A 14,389-nucleotide genomic window follows, 5' to 3' on the forward strand; every position below is an offset into this window, starting at 1 on the left:
AAACCGACGAGGAGCCGACATGGCCCAAATTTCCCTGACATTTCCCGATGGCAATGCGCGTCAATATGACGCTGGCATCACTGCCGCCGATGTCGCTGCCGATATCTCTTCAAGCTTACGCAAGAAAGCAATCAGCGCGACCGTGAACGGTCAGCACTGGGATCTGCAATGGCCAATCGAAACAGACGCGACCATCGCGCTGCACACCATGAAGGACGACGAGCAGGCGCTCGAACTCGTTCGTCACGATCTGGCGCACATCATGGCCCGCGCAGTGCAGGAAATCTGGCCTGACGTGCAGGTCACTATCGGCCCGGTCATCAAGGACGGCTGGTATTACGATTTTGATCGCAAGGAACCGTTTGTTCCCGAAGACCTCGCGCTGATCGAAAAGAAGATGAAGGAAATCATCAACAAGCGCGATGCGGTAAAGACGGAAATCTGGGATCGTGAAAAGGCTATTGCCTATTACAAGGACCGCGGTGAGCCCTACAAGGTCGAGCTGATCGAAAGCATTCCCGGCGACGAACCGCTGCGCATGTATTGGCACGGCGAATGGCAAGACTTGTGCCGCGGCCCGCACTTGCAGAACACAGGCCAGATCGCTGGTGATTGCTTCAAGCTGATGTCGATTGCCGGTGCCTATTGGCGTGGCGATTCAAGCCGCCCGATGCTGCAGCGCATCTACGGATCTGCCTTCACCAACAAGGAAGGGCTAAAAGCACACCTTCACATGCTCGAAGAAGCCGCCAAGCGCGATCACCGCAAGCTCGGACGCGAGATGGATCTTTTCCATATGCAGGAAGAGGCCCCGGGTCAGGTGTTCTGGCACCCGAATGGCTGGACAGTCTACACCGAACTGCAGGACTACATGCGCCGCCGCCAACGGGCTGGTGGCTATGTCGAAGTGAACACACCGCAGGTTGTGGATCGCAAGCTTTGGGAAGCCTCGGGTCATTGGGAGAAGTATCAGGACAACATGTTCATCGTCGAAGTGGACGAAGAACACGCCCGTGAAAAAGCAGTCAACGCCCTGAAACCGATGAACTGCCCCTGCCACGTGCAGATCTTCAATCAAGGCCTGAAATCATACCGCGACCTGCCGTTGCGGATGGCTGAATTCGGGTCGTGCAACCGTTATGAACCCTCGGGTGCGTTGCACGGCATCATGCGGGTGCGCGGGTTTACGCAAGACGATGGCCACATCTTTTGCCGTGAAGACCAGATCGAAGAAGAAACAGCCGTCTTCATCGACTTTCTTTCCGCGATCTACAAAGACCTTGGCTTTGAAAACTTCAGCGTCAAGTTCTCGGATCGCCCGGAAACGCGCGCTGGCAGCGATGCCGTCTGGGACAAGGCCGAAGAGGCATTGTTGTCCGCGACACGTGCTGCAGGGATCGAGCCCGAGATCAATCCCGGCGAAGGCGCGTTCTACGGCCCAAAGCTGGAATTCGTGCTGACAGATGCCATCGGGCGGGACTGGCAGTGTGGCACGCACCAGGTTGATTTCGTGCTGCCTGAACGGCTAGACGCAACCTACATCGGGTCGGACGGCGAAAAACACCGTCCAGTCATGCTGCACCGTGCGACGCTTGGATCGTTTGAACGGTTCATCGGCATCCTGATCGAAGAACACGCGGGCAAACTGCCGTTCTGGCTGGCACCGCGTCAGGTGGTTGTCGCAACAATCGTGTCAGACGCGGATGATTACGCGCGCGAAGTTGTCACCGCACTCAAGGCCGCGGGCGTGCGCGCCGAAGCGGACCTTCGCAATGAAAAGATCAACTACAAGGTGCGTGAACACAGCCACGGCAAGGTGCCGATCATCCTTGCCATTGGCGCGCGGGAAATTGATGAGCGAACTGTCACAGTACGGCGGCTTGGTGAAAACAAGACAGCCACAATGGCGCTGGACGCGATTGTCACTGAATTGCAAGGCACGGCTACACCGCCTGATCTGCGCTAAGGGAAACCTCGTCCCGGATCCGCTCCGGGACGCGGAAAGCTAGTGGGCCACTGGCGCGTCCGGTTTGCGCGCCGCAATCGCCAAAACGCCTGCAAGGCCGACGAAACCGATCGGGAACAGTGTCGCCACGTTAAAGCCGAACCCGATATAAAACGCCCCTGCCCCGAGGATCATCGCGATACCGCCCCACAAGGCCCGATCGCGCGACATTGCAGCACCACCAATGGCCAGCAAAGGCGCAAAGAAACTCGCGGCTTTTACCACGCCGGGATTGTCGAACAGGCCAAAGGTGCGCGCCAGTTCAGGCTGAGCTTCGGCAAAACTGGTGTAACCCCAGCCGAACAGGCTGACCAGAATGCCGATAAGTCCGCCGATCATGCCAAGTGTGAATGCTGCATTGCGCATCGGGTTTCTCCTTTTGTCGTCCTCCACATAGGAAGGGAAACCTCACCCGCCAAGGACCGATTTTTGGACGTCAGGACTCCAGCCGATGGTCCAGACGCCATCCTTCTCGATCACTGGTCGCTTCAGCAAGGTGGGATGGGTGGACAACAGGTCCGCCGGGCTAAGCGCCTTTTCGGCATCGCTTAGCCCGCGCCAGGTCGTTGAAGCCCGGTTCAATGATTTTTCGCCAAACGCCTCCACGATCCGCGCCTGATCTCGGGATGCGATACCGTCGGCGCGCACGTCGGTCACTGTTACGTCAAGCCCATTTTCCCGGATCGCTTTCAACGCCTTGCGACACGTGTCACAGGATTTCAGCCCAAAAAACCGCATGTTGCCTCCTTTTTAGGCAAGTGATCGCCAGAAGCCGATAATTGGGCATTCTAACGCGTATGTCATTTGATTTTTACAATGAGGCGCACATCTTTGACGACAAGGCCAGAATTACGACCGCCTCTGCGGCGCTATCAAGACTGGCGTTGTGACAAGAAAGGGAGGCGTTCATGCCCACAGGTACAGTCAAGTGGTTCAACACCACCAAAGGTTTCGGTTTCATCGCACCCGATGACGGCGGTTCTGATATTTTTGTGCACATCTCAGCTGTCGAGGCTGCTGGCATGACGGGCCTTGCCGACGACCAGAAAGTTTCGTTCGACCTGGTTGAGGGCCGTGACGGACGAAAGATGGCCGGGAATTTGGCTGCGGGCTAACGCCGGTTATCACCCGGCGCATGACCTGAAACCGGGTCAGTTTTCAAAAAACCCTACTAGGACCGATCCCGCACGAGTGAAGCTTGTTGGTGGACCTCTTTCCAATCCACCTGCTGCGGCTGCATCGTGCGCTCCTCGGCCTCTTTGACCAGTCGGTTAACCATATCAGACTCAATAGTTGGAAACGTGTTACGCGATTTCCCAGTAGCTTCATTCTGCATCTTGGCACCCCTATCGAGACAAGTTGATAGCAACGAAATCTAAGAGATTTGCCTTTCGATTAATGGGAAGCGGCACCCAGAATTCCCCAGACGCCACGTCATTCCTGAAATTTCCCATATATATCAGAGAACTAAGGTTTTCATCGACCGAACGCCGCGCGATGCAAACGCTGAAACAGTCACTGTCCATAATTCAAACTGTTGCGCGAGCGTGAACAGCAGCTCGAATTCTGAGACCTCCGCTTGAGGTTAACCCATCCGGCGAAGCAACTCCAGGGCCCGGCATTCTGGCTCCGCATCCCGCAAAACGCTCTCACCGACCACGCGCCACGCATCATCATTGATTTGAGGGAACCAAGTGTCAGCCCCGGCAACATCAATTCCCACCTCGGTGATCAGCAGCCGATGGGCGATGCCCAGCATCTCTTTATAAATCCCTGCCCCGCCAATCCCATAGACGCGGCGATGGCCGTGCGCTTCGGCCAAGGCGACGGCCTCTGTCACCGAACGAACCACGTGCTCAGCATCTACATCTTGCGAAGACACCACGATGTTCAGTCGGTTCTTGAGCGGTTTGAACGGCAGGCTGTCCCACGTGTTGCGTCCCATGACAATCGCCCCGCCCACCGTCTCGCGCTGGAAGAACTTAAGATCTTCTGGGGCGTGCCAAGGTATATCGCCATCCTTGCCGATCGCACCGTTGCGGTCGCGGGCAACGATCAGGGTAATCATACGGCCACCGGCGCGCGGATTGCCGGATCGGGGTCATAGCCGATGATCTCGAAGTCATCATAGGTAAAGTCGAAAATGCTGCCGACCTGCCGTTTGATGCGCAGTAGCGGCAACGCTTTGGGCGTGCGCGAAAGCTGCAGTTTCACTTGATCCATGTGGTTGGAATAGATATGTGCATCGCCCAGCGTGTGGACAAAATCCCCCGGTTCGTATCCGGTCACATGCGCCAACATGTGCAGCAGCAGCGCGTATGATGCGATATTGAACGGCACGCCAAGAAACATGTCGGCAGACCGCTGATATAATTGCAGGTGGAGCTTTCCGCCCAACACCCGCACTTGCCACATCGTATGGCACGGTGGGAGCGCCATATGGGGCACATCCGCCGGGTTCCACGCCGATACAATCAGACGACGGCTGTCTGGCGTTGCCTTGATCGCCGTTACCAGGTCTTCGATCTGATCGACGCTGTCGGCAAAATAAAGCGGCTGGCCGTCATAGACCTGACCGGACGGCAAGGCCTTGGGGAACTTGCGCCACTGATAGCCATAGACCGGACCAAGATCGCCATTCTCATCCGCCCACTCATCCCAGATCGATACACCATTGGCCTTGAGATAGCCGATGTTCGTATCGCCCGAGATGAACCATAGAAGTTCGTGGATAATGGATTTCAGGTGAAGCTTTTTCGTTGTGACCAGCGGAAATCCATCAGCCATGCGATAGCGGGCCTGCATCCCGAAGGTCGATATCGTGCCAGTGCCGGTGCGGTCATCCGACGACTCGCCCTCGTCAAGGATGCGTTGCAAAAGTGCGTGATACTGCTCCATCTCTTCCCCCTTGGCGGATATCGCGGGTCTCATGGGTAACGACGATTCCCCGGCCCGCCAAGTAGCAAGAGTGGAACAAAGTGCGAAAATTTAACTATATATTGCGATTCACCATGCTAAGGCGTCGATATGCGGAAAAGAATCCCGTTTTCCGTGCCAATGCGCATTGACTCATGCCATGCGCAACAGGATTAATGCGTTAACTTTGAATTTGAGGATGGGGACCTGCTGCTATGATGCGTTCACTCACTGCCATCTCGGCGATGGCACTACTAACTGCGTGTGGCGACGGTCAGCCTTTCTACGATGTCGACGAAGAAGGCGAAGTGCCTGACGTCCAGATCGAGCTGGATGGCACCGACAATCCGAACGCGAACCGCAGCATCATCCGGATCGAACCTGGCGACGGTGACGGCAACGCGAACGAAAAAGGTGGGGGCCTTGTTCGCGGCGCTACCTATAACGAAGATGACGATGTCTACGTCTTCGACAACCTCGCCTTCGATGGCGAAAACCAATACGAGCCCGATGAAGTGTTCACGACGCTTGGTGGTTACGGGGTCTACGCGGCAGATGAAACGGTGCCCGACCTTCTGACCGGCGGCCCGGTTGACCAGATCGTACCCTACCGCGCAATCACCGGACGCAGTGGCATCCTCACCGAGGACGGCGATCCACGCACAACATTCGCGATCGTGCGGACGGGCGGATATTCCAGCTACGGCTTTGGCGGTTTCGTTTATGCGCGCAACGGCGACGTCACGCTTCCGACCTCTGGTCAGGCTCAGTGGGAAGGTGAATACGCCGGTATCCGCGTTTTCGACCCGCTCGCGATCTTTGAATACACAGTCGGCGATGTTGCAATCGCGATCGACTTTGACGACTTCAATTCAAACGACGGTGTAAAAGGGACTGTCTCGAACCGTCGCGCCTTTACGCCGGAAGGGGCACAGGTCGATCTGTTCGTTGGCAATCAATTGCTGCTGCCTGATTTGCCGTTTGTCATCCAGCAGGGGATTGATACGCTTCTGCCAACCGGTGAACTTTCCGGCGAATTGCGGAATACACGGGTCAATAACAATGGTGAACTCGAAATCTACGAAGATGGAAAATACTATGCCATCATCGCAGGTGACGCGACAGCGGGTGACGGCGGCGAACTCGTTGGTGTCTTTGTTGTCGACAGCGAAGATCCGCGGGTCAATGACCTGTTCGTGCAGGAAACCGGTGGCTTCATTCTTGATCGCGCACAGCCCTAAGGCACAGGCATGAAAAACTGGATGGCACTGGCCCTGGTCGCCCTTTTGGCGACTCCGGCCACAGCCCAACAAGCCAGATTGACACCTGATGAAGTCCGCGCCGCAAGCGCGGGCTTCCTTGCAGATGGGCGGCCGGAAGTCGCGGCTGAACTTGCGGATCTCCTGCTTGCGGAAAACCCGAACGATACGGACGCACTGATTGTGCGGGCGCGTGCCGCGCTTGATCTGTCGGATTTCGACACGGCCGCCACGGTGGCCAAGCGGGCCTATCGCAGCACGTCGAACCCCACGGTAAAGTACGTGACTGCACGGCTTGCGGCACTGGCCCACGCCGAACAGCGCGAAGATACATTTGCGCAACTCTGGCTACGGCGGGCCCGGCAGTTTGCGCCGGACGCTGCCAATGCAGAACAGGTCGCGCGGGACTATCGCTTTCTTGCAGAACGCAACCCTTGGTCAACCAGACTGCAATTCGGGATCACACCCTCCAGCAACGTGAACAACGGATCCTCCGAAGACACGCTCTTTATCCCGTCACTTGGCGGCTCGTCCGTGCTATCGCTGGACGCACGTGCGCTGCCCGGGCTGGAAATCTTCGGCGGGTTCAGTTCGAACTATCGACTTTCGCTGAACCAGAAATCGGCGACTTTTCTCAATTTCTCCGGCAATTTCCGCACCGCGGTCCTGCAGCAAAGCGCGATCGATGATGAAAACGCAAAAGAACGGGAACGGGTCGAAAATCAAGCTGCCGCCGCAGCGATCCGGCGGGACGAGCTGTTGGCACAAGCAGAGCTTTTGCCGATCGGCGCGGAACGCCAGAACATCCTGTTCGAGGCCCTCATTCAGGACAGCATTTCGCAACGAACGTTCGAGGCGCAGGACGTGTCAGGCAGTGATTTCTCTTCGATCGTGCTGGGCACCGGCGTGACGCACCGCCGTATTTTGTTTGAAGGCTGGGACCCGACAACCTTCCGCCTGAATACAGGATACACCTGGTATGCGGGTGATCCGCTTTCGTGGAAATACGGCGGCAGCGTGTCACAGAATTACGATGTGGCCGATAATATCGAACTCAGCTTCCAGATTGGCGCGGAAAAGCGCAACATACTGGAACGCGATGACGATGATCCCTACGGCGTCACAAAGATCGACGGGCGCGTTGCTGCGGCCTTTGCCCTTGCAAACAACGATGTCGTTTCTGTCTCATTCGACGTGGCGAAATCCGAGTCGTCGAACGCGAATAGCGATTTTGAGCAAGTCTCGATCTATGCTGATTACGGTTTCGGGCGCTCCTTTGGTGGAGTGCTGTTCGGGATCGGGGTTGGTTATTCCGAGAAAGACTTCGGGTTTGACGGGCTGTCGCAGCGCAACCGCGTCGATGAAATCATCTCTGTTAATGCGCGCGCGCGGTTTACCGATTTCGAATTCTACGGCTTCCAGCCCGAGATTTCATTCAACGGCACGACGACAGAATCAGTGAACGCGCGCTATGATACCGACACTTTCCGTATTGGGTTTGATCTCCGCTCCTCCTTCTAGCATGATGCTGCGAATGCACGCAAAGGAGAGCCGGCGATGTCACTGAAATATCTTCACACGATGGTCAGGGTCAAAGATCTCGACAAGACCAAGGCATTTTTCGAACTGCTTGGGATGCAGGAAATCCGCCGGCATGACAATGAAGGCGGGCGTTTCAGCCTCGTTTTCATGGCGGCACCAGGGGACGAGGACTGCCCGATCGAAATGACCTACAACTGGGACGGTGACGATGGCCTGCCGTCCGACAGCCGTCATTTCGGTCACCTCGCTTACCGCACGTCCAATATTTATGACCTGTGCCAGCATCTGATGGACAACGGTGTCACGATCAACCGTCCGCCGCGCGATGGCCACATGGCTTTTGTACGCTCGCCCGACAATATCTCGATCGAGCTCTTGCAGGAGGGCGACAGCCTGCCACTGCAAGAGCCGTGGGCAAGCATGGAAAACACCGGGCATTGGTAAAGCGTTTCGCTCTCTGTCTGACGTTGCTTTTGATACCGCAGGCCGCGCTGGCCTGTCGGCTCGCACTGGTCCTGGCGATTGATGTATCTTCTTCTGTCGACGCAACAGAAGATGCGCTGCAACGCGGTGGACTTGCGCGCGCGCTGCTTGATCCGGACGTGCAGGACGCGTTCTTTGTCAGCCCTGAACCCGTGGCATTGATGGTTTTCGAATGGTCAGGGCGGTATAATCAGGTCAACCTGCTTGACTGGACCATGATCGAAAATCAGGCTGATCTGCTCCGCGCATCGGGTCGAATCGGGCGCTCGATTCGCAGTCACAATGACTTTCCCACAGCACTTGGCTACGCGTTGGGCTATGCTGCGACCGCGTTGGACGGCGGTCCGGATTGCCAGTTCAGCACGATTGATATGTCGGGCGACGGTATCAACAACGATGGCTTTGGTCCCGCCGAAGCCTATGCCGCCTTCCCCTTCGATGGCGTCACTGTCAACGGGCTGGTGGTCAACGCCGCCGAATTCACGTCTGAAGTCGATTTGATTGAATTCTACGAAACCGAAGTGATCCGCGGCCCGGGGGCCTTTGTCGAAATCGCGCAAGGGTTTGAAGATTATGCCCGCGCAATCCGCCGCAAGCTGATCCGCGAACTTTCTGCACAGGTCATCGGTGCCATCGACGCCGGTGTCGCTGATCCGGGCTGATGCGTACGACGCTGGCATTCCTGATCTGCCTTTGGGGCGCGCAAGCTTCAGCGCAATGCCGTCAGGCGCTTGCCCTTGGTCTTGATGTGTCAGGCTCCGTGAATGCCGAAGAATACAGGCTCCAGATTGATGGTCTGGCCAGCGCGCTGGAAAGCACGGCTGTGCAAAAAGCGCTATTGGGCGGCAGCAATGCGCCTGTGCGGGTGCTGGTCTATGAATGGGCGGGATCTGATGATTCCACGCTGATCCTGCCATGGCTTACCATCAATTCTGCGGCAGACATCACAACTGCCACGACAACGCTCCGCGCCCATCAGCGCGGGCCGCAAAGCCCGACGACGGCTTTGGGAGCCGCACTTCGAACCGGTTTTGCCTATCTGTCAGAACAGCCCGATTGTTGGAAACAGACCCTCGATATTTCAGGCGACGGCCCGTCCAATACAGGGCCAAGACCGCAGGACATCGCCCGCCCGGCAGAAATCATCGTGAACGGGCTGGTGATCGGTGCAGATGATCCCGATATCGGCGACCAGCGGCAGGAAGACATAAAATCGCTGTCATCCTATTACCGGGCGTATGTCATTGGCGGCCCCGACGCATTTGTCGAAACCGCCGCAGGGTTCAGCAGCTATGCCACCGCGATGGAACGCAAACTGCTACGTGAATTGCAGGCTTTGGCGATCGGCCAACTTGTCGATCAATAGATATAGCGGATCTGTTCGGTCCAATAGCGTTCCACCCGGCGCAGCGATCGCGTGATATCGTCCATCCCCGACTGGTCAAGCACACCGCGACTCATCAATCCTTCGGAATGGGTTGCAAACAATTTCGCGACGATCATGCGTATATCGCGGCCCTTCTGCGTCAGCCTCACGCGAACCGAACGGCGGTCAATCTCGCTGCGTTCGTGGTGCATGTAACCGGAATCCACCAGCTTTTTCAGGTTATAACTGACGTTCGAACCTTGATAGTATCCACGCGATTTCAATTCGCCCGCGGTCACCTCGTTATCGCCGACATTGAACATCAAAAGCGCCTGCACCGCGTTGATTTCCTGCACGCCGACCCGCTCAAACTCATCCTTGATGACATCCAGCAGCAGGCGGTGAAGCCGTTCCACAAGGGTCAGCCCTTCCAGATAGCTTGCCATGAAAGCGGTGCCCGCAGGCGATAGGTCGGGCACGTCCTTAGTCTTGGCCAGTGACTGATGTATGCTCATCTTCCGTTTCTCCGAAAACCGTCGTTGTGACTGTTTTCAGGGAAAAAGAACAAAATTGGGTTAAAGGCGTATAGCCGGTTTCGTTAGCCCTTCAGCATCAGCCATGATGACTGACATGATCGGCTGATACCGCTCTGGCACCGGCCACTGTTTCGTGATCCAGCCATAGATATCATGATCGCTCTCGGACAGAAGCGAGTCGTAGACGTCAAGCTCGTCATCCGACAGGTTCGGCAAATGCCGCGTCGCGTAATCCGTCAGGATCAGGTCCATCTCCTTGATGCCACGGCGGATGGACCGCATGTGCAGGCGCTTGATCCTGACTTCGCGTGTCTCGCTCATCTTTGCTTTAACGCCTTGCGCAAACGCTTTTCCAGCTGGGCCAGTCGTTCACCGGTTTGCGCGATTTCGCCTCGCAGGCCACGCATTTCAGTCAGCAGCAGGTTGATGTCTGAATCCAGCGGTTCTTCGTCTGGCGGGCCTTCGGGGCCTTCACCCTGCCCGGTCAGCAACCAACTGAGCGAGATGTTCAACATTCCTGCCAGCATCTGCAGGCGATTGGCACGTGGTTCCTTAAGATCCTGCTCCCACGCTTCCAGCACGGCCAGCTTCACGCCGAGACGCTCGGCGAGTTCGCCCTGGGTCAACCCTGTCTGTTCACGCGCACCTGCAAGGCGGTCGCCAAACGTGGCCGCATCATTTGCATACCAATTCTCTTCAGCTGTCATGTTGCATTCCCTTGCATCGCGCATTCGGCCCATCCTATGACAGACCTGATCATTCTTGGCCACCGGGAGCCGACCATGCCTTTCCTATCAGCAACACTTGACCGGGTGAAGCCATCCCCGACCATTGCCGTCACGACAAAAGCTGCCGAACTGAAAGCAGCAGGCGTCGATGTCATCGGTCTTGGCGCGGGTGAACCCGATTTCGACACACCTGCGAATATTCAGGCTGCAGGGAAGGCCGCCATCTCGAACGGGCATACGCGCTATACCGCTGTTGATGGCATTCCCGAGCTAAAACAGGCGATTTGCGCGAAGTTCAAGCGCGACAACCATCTTGACTACACTCCGGCACAGATCAGCGTCGGCACGGGTGGCAAGCAAGTGCTCTACAACGCCTTCATGGCGACGCTCAATCCCGGGGACGAGGTTATCATCCCTGCACCCTACTGGGTCAGTTATCCCGATATGGTGCTCCTGGGCGGCGGCACCCCGGTCTGTATCGAAACCTCGCTGGAGCGAAACTTCAAACTGACAGCAGAGCAGTTGGAAGCAGCGATCACGCCCAAGACGAAATGGTTTCTGTTCAATTCGCCGTCCAACCCGACAGGTGCCGGTTACAGCCATGATGAACTCAAGGCGCTGACCGATGTGCTGATGCGTCATCCACATGTCTGGGTGATGACGGATGACATGTATGAACACCTTGTGTTCGGTGATTTCAAATTCTGCACACCGGCAGAGGTCGAACCCCAGCTTTATGATCGCACTTTGACGGTGAACGGTGTCTCTAAAGCTTACGCCATGACCGGTTGGCGGATCGGCTATGCGGCCGGGCCGGAAATGCTGATCAAAGCGATGCGCAAGGTCCAGTCGCAATCCACATCGAATCCCTGTTCAATCAGCCAATACGCAGCGGTCGAGGCGCTGAATGGTCCACAGGATTTTCTGGCCCCGAACGCGAAACTGTTCGAACGACGCCGCGATCTGGTTGTGAACGCGCTGAACGCCTGCCCGGGGATCACTTGCCCGACGCCAGAAGGTGCCTTCTACGTTTATCCATCAATTGCCGACTGCATAGGAAAGTCATCTGCCAAAGGCACGCTGATTGATACAGACGAGGCGTTCGCGACAGCGCTTCTTGAAGATACTGGCGTTGCGGTTGTCTTCGGGGCGGCATTCGGGCTCTCGCCCTATTTCCGGGTCAGCTATGCCACATCAGACGCGCAACTGACCGAAGCCTGCGCACGGATCAAGACCTTCTGCGAAGGGCTGAACTGATGCGGCCCTGTCACCGGAAAAACAACGCATGAGCACCTTTGACGAAGACCTGTTCCTGAAAGGACTGGAACAACGCAAAGCCACCCTTGGGGCGGAGTATGTCGAAAAGAACCTTGCAGCCGCCGACGACTTCTCCTTGCCGTTTCAAGAGGCCATGACCGCTTGGTGTTGGGGTTTCGGTTGGGGCGATGACACGATTGATGCCAAAACACGCTCTATGATGAACCTGTCGATGATTGGTGCGTTGGGCAAAATGTCGGAATGGGAACTGCATTGTCGTGGCGCCATCAGCAACGGGGTCAGCAAGGAAGAAATCCGGGCCATCATTCATGTGATCGCCATCTATTGCGGCGTGCCACAGGGGCTTGAGTGCTTTCGCGTCGCGCGCAAAGTCTTTGAAGCGCTGGACCCGACCGACTAGCGGCGCGACACCATAAACCCCTTACGCAACGCTACGTCCCCTGCTAACTTGCCCGAAAACCACCCGAGGGGCAGATGGGCGCAGACCTTCCAGATTACTATTTCCGCATCCGCGAAAATGGCGCGACTGTCTTCCGCGTGGACACGGAAAACCGGCAACGCCGCATCGAGATGGACCAGATCGCCGTCGTCAACGTCAACAAGGGCGAAGTCAAACCGCATGGTGACCGGACGCTATCTGAAGAAGACGTGGCCGCCATACAGGACTGGTTGAACAAACGCGTCGCCCTTCTCGCACAGCGCAACATCGACGATATCCTTCGTGCCGTCGACTATATGAACACCACGACGCAATGGGTGCAATCCAAGGCAACAGACGATGAACTCGAAGAGGTCACGGACGATCTGCTGCTTGCCATGCATGATTTGCGCACGGTGCTGGTACGCAAGAAGGCGGACCGCCTGCTGAAAGACGACAAGGACTAGGCGCTAAGACGCTGCAACGCCTTCGGCTGCAAAGCGATCGTTGATCCGCACCGAACGCGTCCAGAACCGCCAGTTAAGCAGCATGCATGCAATCGTCAGGCCGATGACCAGCCCCAGCCAGATTCCGACAGGACCAAGGCCCATCTCAAATGTCAGCAGATAACTGACGGGAATGCCAATTCCCCAATAGCTGATCGCCGCCATGAACATCGGCACAGTCGTATCCTGCACGCCGCGCAGCATCCCCAGAGCCATGACCTGCAATGCATCAACGACCTGAAACAATGCGGCCATCGCCAACAATCCGATACCAATTGCAATGACCTGATCGCGGGCCGGTTCGTCTGCCCCAAGAAAAGCGGAAATCACAGGCCGCGAAAACAGCAGGAAGAAACAGACAGTGACCATTGCAAAGGCAAAGGACATGAAAAAAGCGACATGTCCGCCCCGCCGCAAGCTCGCCTCATCGCGGCGGCCAAGCGCGCGGCCCGCGCGGATCGTTGCGACCTGTGACAAACCGACGTGCACAACAAAAGCAAGGCTTGCCAGTTGAATGACAATTCCATGCGCAGCCAGTTCAAGTTCACCGATCCAGCCGATCATGATCGCGCTAACGCTGAACAGACCGCCTTCGGCAAGCGACGTGACGCCGATGGGCCAGCCAAGCCGGAACACCTGCCCCATGATTTCGTTATCCGGTTTGAAGATGTTCTGAAGCAGCTTGTATTGCGGCAGCACACGCAAACCATACAGCAGCAAAATGCCCACCGTCGCGGCTTGCAGTGCAACTGACGCGATCGCAGCCCCACGAATACCCAGTTCGGGTGCGCCGAAATTGCCAAAGATCAGCACGTAGTTCAGCGCCACATTCAGGACCGCCGCGATTATCGTGCCCCAAAGAATGATGGCGGTATGCTCCAGCGCGGCCAGATAGGATTTCAGCGTCATGACCAGAAGTGCCGGCACCATGCCCCAAAGCGCAATAATCAGATAATCATGGCCCAATGCGGCCACGTCAGGGGCCTGCCCGATCCAAAGCAGTATGTCCTCGGACCAGAAAAACGGCACCATGACGACGCCGCCGTAAAAGATGGACAGCCAGCCGCCCATGCGTGTGACGCGGCGCACCTGCACTGAATCTTCGGCCTCGGCTGCGGCGGCAACCAGCGGGGTAACAGCAAAGGCGAAACCAGCCCCGACGATAAACGTCAGAAAGAACAACGTGGTGGCAATCGTCGCGGCAGCAAGTGCCGTGACATCATACCAACCCAACATGATCGTATCGGTAATGTGAATCGCGAATTGCGCTACGTTGCTCGCAATCAGCGGCAAACCCAGCTTCAGGATGGCCCTGCCATGGGCAGCGCGAGAGAGTGCGACGTCTTGCATAG

The 14,389-nt window shown here is 56.8% G+C and carries 18 protein-coding genes; 10 read left to right on the top strand and 8 right to left on the bottom strand.

The window, feature by feature from the left end; genetic code table 11:
• The first annotated feature begins 19 nt into the window (after window positions 1-19).
• A complete protein-coding gene (thrS, locus tag BMY44_RS08575) occupies window positions 20-1,966 on the top strand; it encodes a threonine--tRNA ligase (RefSeq protein ID WP_089992795.1) in 1,947 nt (648 codons plus the stop codon).
• A 39-nt stretch (window positions 1,967-2,005) separates the two neighbouring features.
• On the opposite strand, the gene BMY44_RS08580 is transcribed toward thrS, so the two are convergent.
• Together BMY44_RS08580 and BMY44_RS08585 are read right to left on the bottom strand one after the other, a co-directional pair.
• Entirely contained in the window at window positions 2,006-2,371 is a 366-nt protein-coding gene (locus BMY44_RS08580; RefSeq protein WP_089992798.1) for a hypothetical protein, read from the bottom strand.
• Window positions 2,372-2,413: 42 nt separating this feature from the next.
• Window positions 2,414-2,743, bottom strand: coding sequence for an arsenate reductase family protein (locus BMY44_RS08585; protein ID WP_089992800.1), 330 nt, complete (start codon window positions 2,741-2,743; stop codon window positions 2,414-2,416).
• A 170-nt stretch (window positions 2,744-2,913) separates the two neighbouring features.
• Between BMY44_RS08585 and BMY44_RS08590 the strand changes: the two genes are divergently transcribed.
• Window positions 2,914-3,120: a cold-shock protein gene (locus tag BMY44_RS08590; protein ID WP_089992802.1), complete on the top strand. Its 207-nt coding sequence runs from the start codon at window positions 2,914-2,916 to the stop codon at window positions 3,118-3,120.
• A 470-nt stretch (window positions 3,121-3,590) separates the two neighbouring features.
• Here the strand turns inward: BMY44_RS08590 and BMY44_RS08595 are convergent, their stop codons facing one another.
• Together BMY44_RS08595 and BMY44_RS08600 are read right to left on the bottom strand one after the other, a co-directional pair.
• Window positions 3,591-4,073 (bottom strand): dihydrofolate reductase, encoded by a 483-nt coding sequence (locus tag BMY44_RS08595; RefSeq protein WP_089992806.1) that lies wholly within the window; start codon window positions 4,071-4,073, stop codon window positions 3,591-3,593.
• The gene (locus BMY44_RS08600; protein WP_089992809.1) at window positions 4,070-4,903 is read right to left on the bottom strand and encodes a thymidylate synthase; all 834 of its coding nucleotides are present in this window, start codon (window positions 4,901-4,903) and stop codon (window positions 4,070-4,072) included. The genes BMY44_RS08595 and BMY44_RS08600 overlap by 4 nt, the downstream gene beginning before the upstream one ends.
• A gap of 233 nt (window positions 4,904-5,136) precedes the next feature.
• Between BMY44_RS08600 and BMY44_RS08605 the strand changes: the two genes are divergently transcribed.
• From BMY44_RS08605 to BMY44_RS08625, 5 genes are read left to right on the top strand one after another with little or no spacing between them, the layout of a single operon-like run.
• On the top strand, window positions 5,137-6,162 hold the full coding sequence (locus BMY44_RS08605; protein ID WP_089992812.1) for a hypothetical protein: 1,026 nt from the start codon (window positions 5,137-5,139) through the stop codon (window positions 6,160-6,162).
• Window positions 6,163-6,171: 9 nt separating this feature from the next.
• Window positions 6,172-7,701, top strand: a complete 1,530-nt coding sequence (locus BMY44_RS08610; RefSeq protein WP_089992815.1) for a surface lipoprotein assembly modifier — start codon at window positions 6,172-6,174, stop codon at window positions 7,699-7,701.
• A gap of 36 nt (window positions 7,702-7,737) precedes the next feature.
• Window positions 7,738-8,166 (top strand): VOC family protein, encoded by a 429-nt coding sequence (locus BMY44_RS08615; protein ID WP_089992817.1) that lies wholly within the window; start codon window positions 7,738-7,740, stop codon window positions 8,164-8,166.
• Entirely contained in the window at window positions 8,160-8,867 is a 708-nt protein-coding gene (locus BMY44_RS08620) for a DUF1194 domain-containing protein (RefSeq protein ID WP_242650506.1), read from the top strand. Before BMY44_RS08615 ends, BMY44_RS08620 begins: the two co-directional genes overlap by 7 nt.
• Complete coding sequence (locus tag BMY44_RS08625; protein WP_089992820.1) at window positions 8,867-9,571, top strand: DUF1194 domain-containing protein; 705 nt, start codon at window positions 8,867-8,869, stop codon at window positions 9,569-9,571. The genes BMY44_RS08620 and BMY44_RS08625 overlap by 1 nt, the downstream gene beginning before the upstream one ends.
• On the opposite strand, the gene BMY44_RS08630 is transcribed toward BMY44_RS08625, so the two are convergent.
• Genes BMY44_RS08630 through BMY44_RS08640 form a run of 3 tightly spaced genes read right to left on the bottom strand, consistent with a single transcriptional unit; the run spans window position 9,565 to window position 10,814 of the window.
• Window positions 9,565-10,086: a MarR family winged helix-turn-helix transcriptional regulator gene (locus BMY44_RS08630; protein WP_089992823.1), complete on the bottom strand. Its 522-nt coding sequence runs from the start codon at window positions 10,084-10,086 to the stop codon at window positions 9,565-9,567. The two genes, BMY44_RS08625 and BMY44_RS08630, sit on opposite strands and share 7 nt — an antisense overlap.
• A gap of 60 nt (window positions 10,087-10,146) precedes the next feature.
• A complete protein-coding gene (locus BMY44_RS08635; RefSeq protein ID WP_089992825.1) occupies window positions 10,147-10,428 on the bottom strand; it encodes a succinate dehydrogenase assembly factor 2 in 282 nt (93 codons plus the stop codon).
• Window positions 10,425-10,814 (bottom strand): helix-turn-helix domain-containing protein, encoded by a 390-nt coding sequence (locus tag BMY44_RS08640; RefSeq protein WP_089994707.1) that lies wholly within the window; start codon window positions 10,812-10,814, stop codon window positions 10,425-10,427. Before BMY44_RS08640 ends, BMY44_RS08635 begins: the two co-directional genes overlap by 4 nt.
• Window positions 10,815-10,889: 75 nt before the next feature.
• On the opposite strand from BMY44_RS08640, the gene BMY44_RS08645 reads away from it, so the two are divergent.
• The 3 genes from BMY44_RS08645 (at window position 10,890) to BMY44_RS08655 (ending at window position 12,998) form a co-directional block, all read left to right on the top strand.
• The gene (locus tag BMY44_RS08645; protein ID WP_089994709.1) at window positions 10,890-12,092 is read left to right on the top strand and encodes a pyridoxal phosphate-dependent aminotransferase; all 1,203 of its coding nucleotides are present in this window, start codon (window positions 10,890-10,892) and stop codon (window positions 12,090-12,092) included.
• 28 nt (window positions 12,093-12,120) lie between these two features.
• Entirely contained in the window at window positions 12,121-12,513 is a 393-nt protein-coding gene (locus BMY44_RS08650; RefSeq protein WP_089992827.1) for a carboxymuconolactone decarboxylase family protein, read from the top strand.
• Window positions 12,514-12,587: 74 nt separating this feature from the next.
• Window positions 12,588-12,998 carry a hypothetical protein gene (locus BMY44_RS08655; RefSeq protein ID WP_089992830.1) on the top strand — a complete coding sequence of 137 codons (411 nt, stop codon included), beginning with the start codon at window positions 12,588-12,590 and terminating at the stop codon, window positions 12,996-12,998.
• A 3-nt stretch (window positions 12,999-13,001) separates the two neighbouring features.
• On the opposite strand, the gene BMY44_RS08660 is transcribed toward BMY44_RS08655, so the two are convergent.
• Window positions 13,002-14,387 (bottom strand): MATE family efflux transporter, encoded by a 1,386-nt coding sequence (locus BMY44_RS08660; protein WP_089992833.1) that lies wholly within the window; start codon window positions 14,385-14,387, stop codon window positions 13,002-13,004.
• Between the last annotated feature and the right edge of the window lie 2 nt (window positions 14,388-14,389).

The organism is Cognatiyoonia koreensis (genome assembly GCF_900109295.1).
GTDB lineage: Bacteria > Pseudomonadota > Alphaproteobacteria > Rhodobacterales > Rhodobacteraceae > Cognatiyoonia > Cognatiyoonia koreensis.

Excerpts from the sequence above, each read along its gene's own strand:
- thrS (WP_089992795.1), top strand. The coding sequence starts at position 20 with ATGGCCCAAATTTCCCTGACATTTCCCGATGGCAATGCGCGTCAATAT.
- BMY44_RS08580 (WP_089992798.1), bottom strand. The coding sequence starts at position 2,371 with ATGCGCAATGCAGCATTCACACTTGGCATGATCGGCGGACTTATCGGC.
- BMY44_RS08585 (WP_089992800.1), bottom strand. The coding sequence starts at position 2,743 with ATGCGGTTTTTTGGGCTGAAATCCTGTGACACGTGTCGCAAGGCGTTG.
- BMY44_RS08590 (WP_089992802.1), top strand. The coding sequence starts at position 2,914 with ATGCCCACAGGTACAGTCAAGTGGTTCAACACCACCAAAGGTTTCGGT.
- BMY44_RS08595 (WP_089992806.1), bottom strand. The coding sequence starts at position 4,073 with ATGATTACCCTGATCGTTGCCCGCGACCGCAACGGTGCGATCGGCAAG.
- BMY44_RS08600 (WP_089992809.1), bottom strand. The coding sequence starts at position 4,903 with ATGGAGCAGTATCACGCACTTTTGCAACGCATCCTTGACGAGGGCGAG.
- BMY44_RS08605 (WP_089992812.1), top strand. The coding sequence starts at position 5,137 with ATGATGCGTTCACTCACTGCCATCTCGGCGATGGCACTACTAACTGCG.
- BMY44_RS08610 (WP_089992815.1), top strand. The coding sequence starts at position 6,172 with ATGAAAAACTGGATGGCACTGGCCCTGGTCGCCCTTTTGGCGACTCCG.
- BMY44_RS08615 (WP_089992817.1), top strand. The coding sequence starts at position 7,738 with ATGTCACTGAAATATCTTCACACGATGGTCAGGGTCAAAGATCTCGAC.
- BMY44_RS08625 (WP_089992820.1), top strand. The coding sequence starts at position 8,867 with ATGCGTACGACGCTGGCATTCCTGATCTGCCTTTGGGGCGCGCAAGCT.
- BMY44_RS08630 (WP_089992823.1), bottom strand. The coding sequence starts at position 10,086 with ATGAGCATACATCAGTCACTGGCCAAGACTAAGGACGTGCCCGACCTA.
- BMY44_RS08635 (WP_089992825.1), bottom strand. The coding sequence starts at position 10,428 with ATGAGCGAGACACGCGAAGTCAGGATCAAGCGCCTGCACATGCGGTCC.
- BMY44_RS08640 (WP_089994707.1), bottom strand. The coding sequence starts at position 10,814 with ATGACAGCTGAAGAGAATTGGTATGCAAATGATGCGGCCACGTTTGGC.
- BMY44_RS08645 (WP_089994709.1), top strand. The coding sequence starts at position 10,890 with ATGCCTTTCCTATCAGCAACACTTGACCGGGTGAAGCCATCCCCGACC.
- BMY44_RS08650 (WP_089992827.1), top strand. The coding sequence starts at position 12,121 with ATGAGCACCTTTGACGAAGACCTGTTCCTGAAAGGACTGGAACAACGC.
- BMY44_RS08655 (WP_089992830.1), top strand. The coding sequence starts at position 12,588 with ATGGGCGCAGACCTTCCAGATTACTATTTCCGCATCCGCGAAAATGGC.
- BMY44_RS08660 (WP_089992833.1), bottom strand. The coding sequence starts at position 14,387 with ATGCAAGACGTCGCACTCTCTCGCGCTGCCCATGGCAGGGCCATCCTG.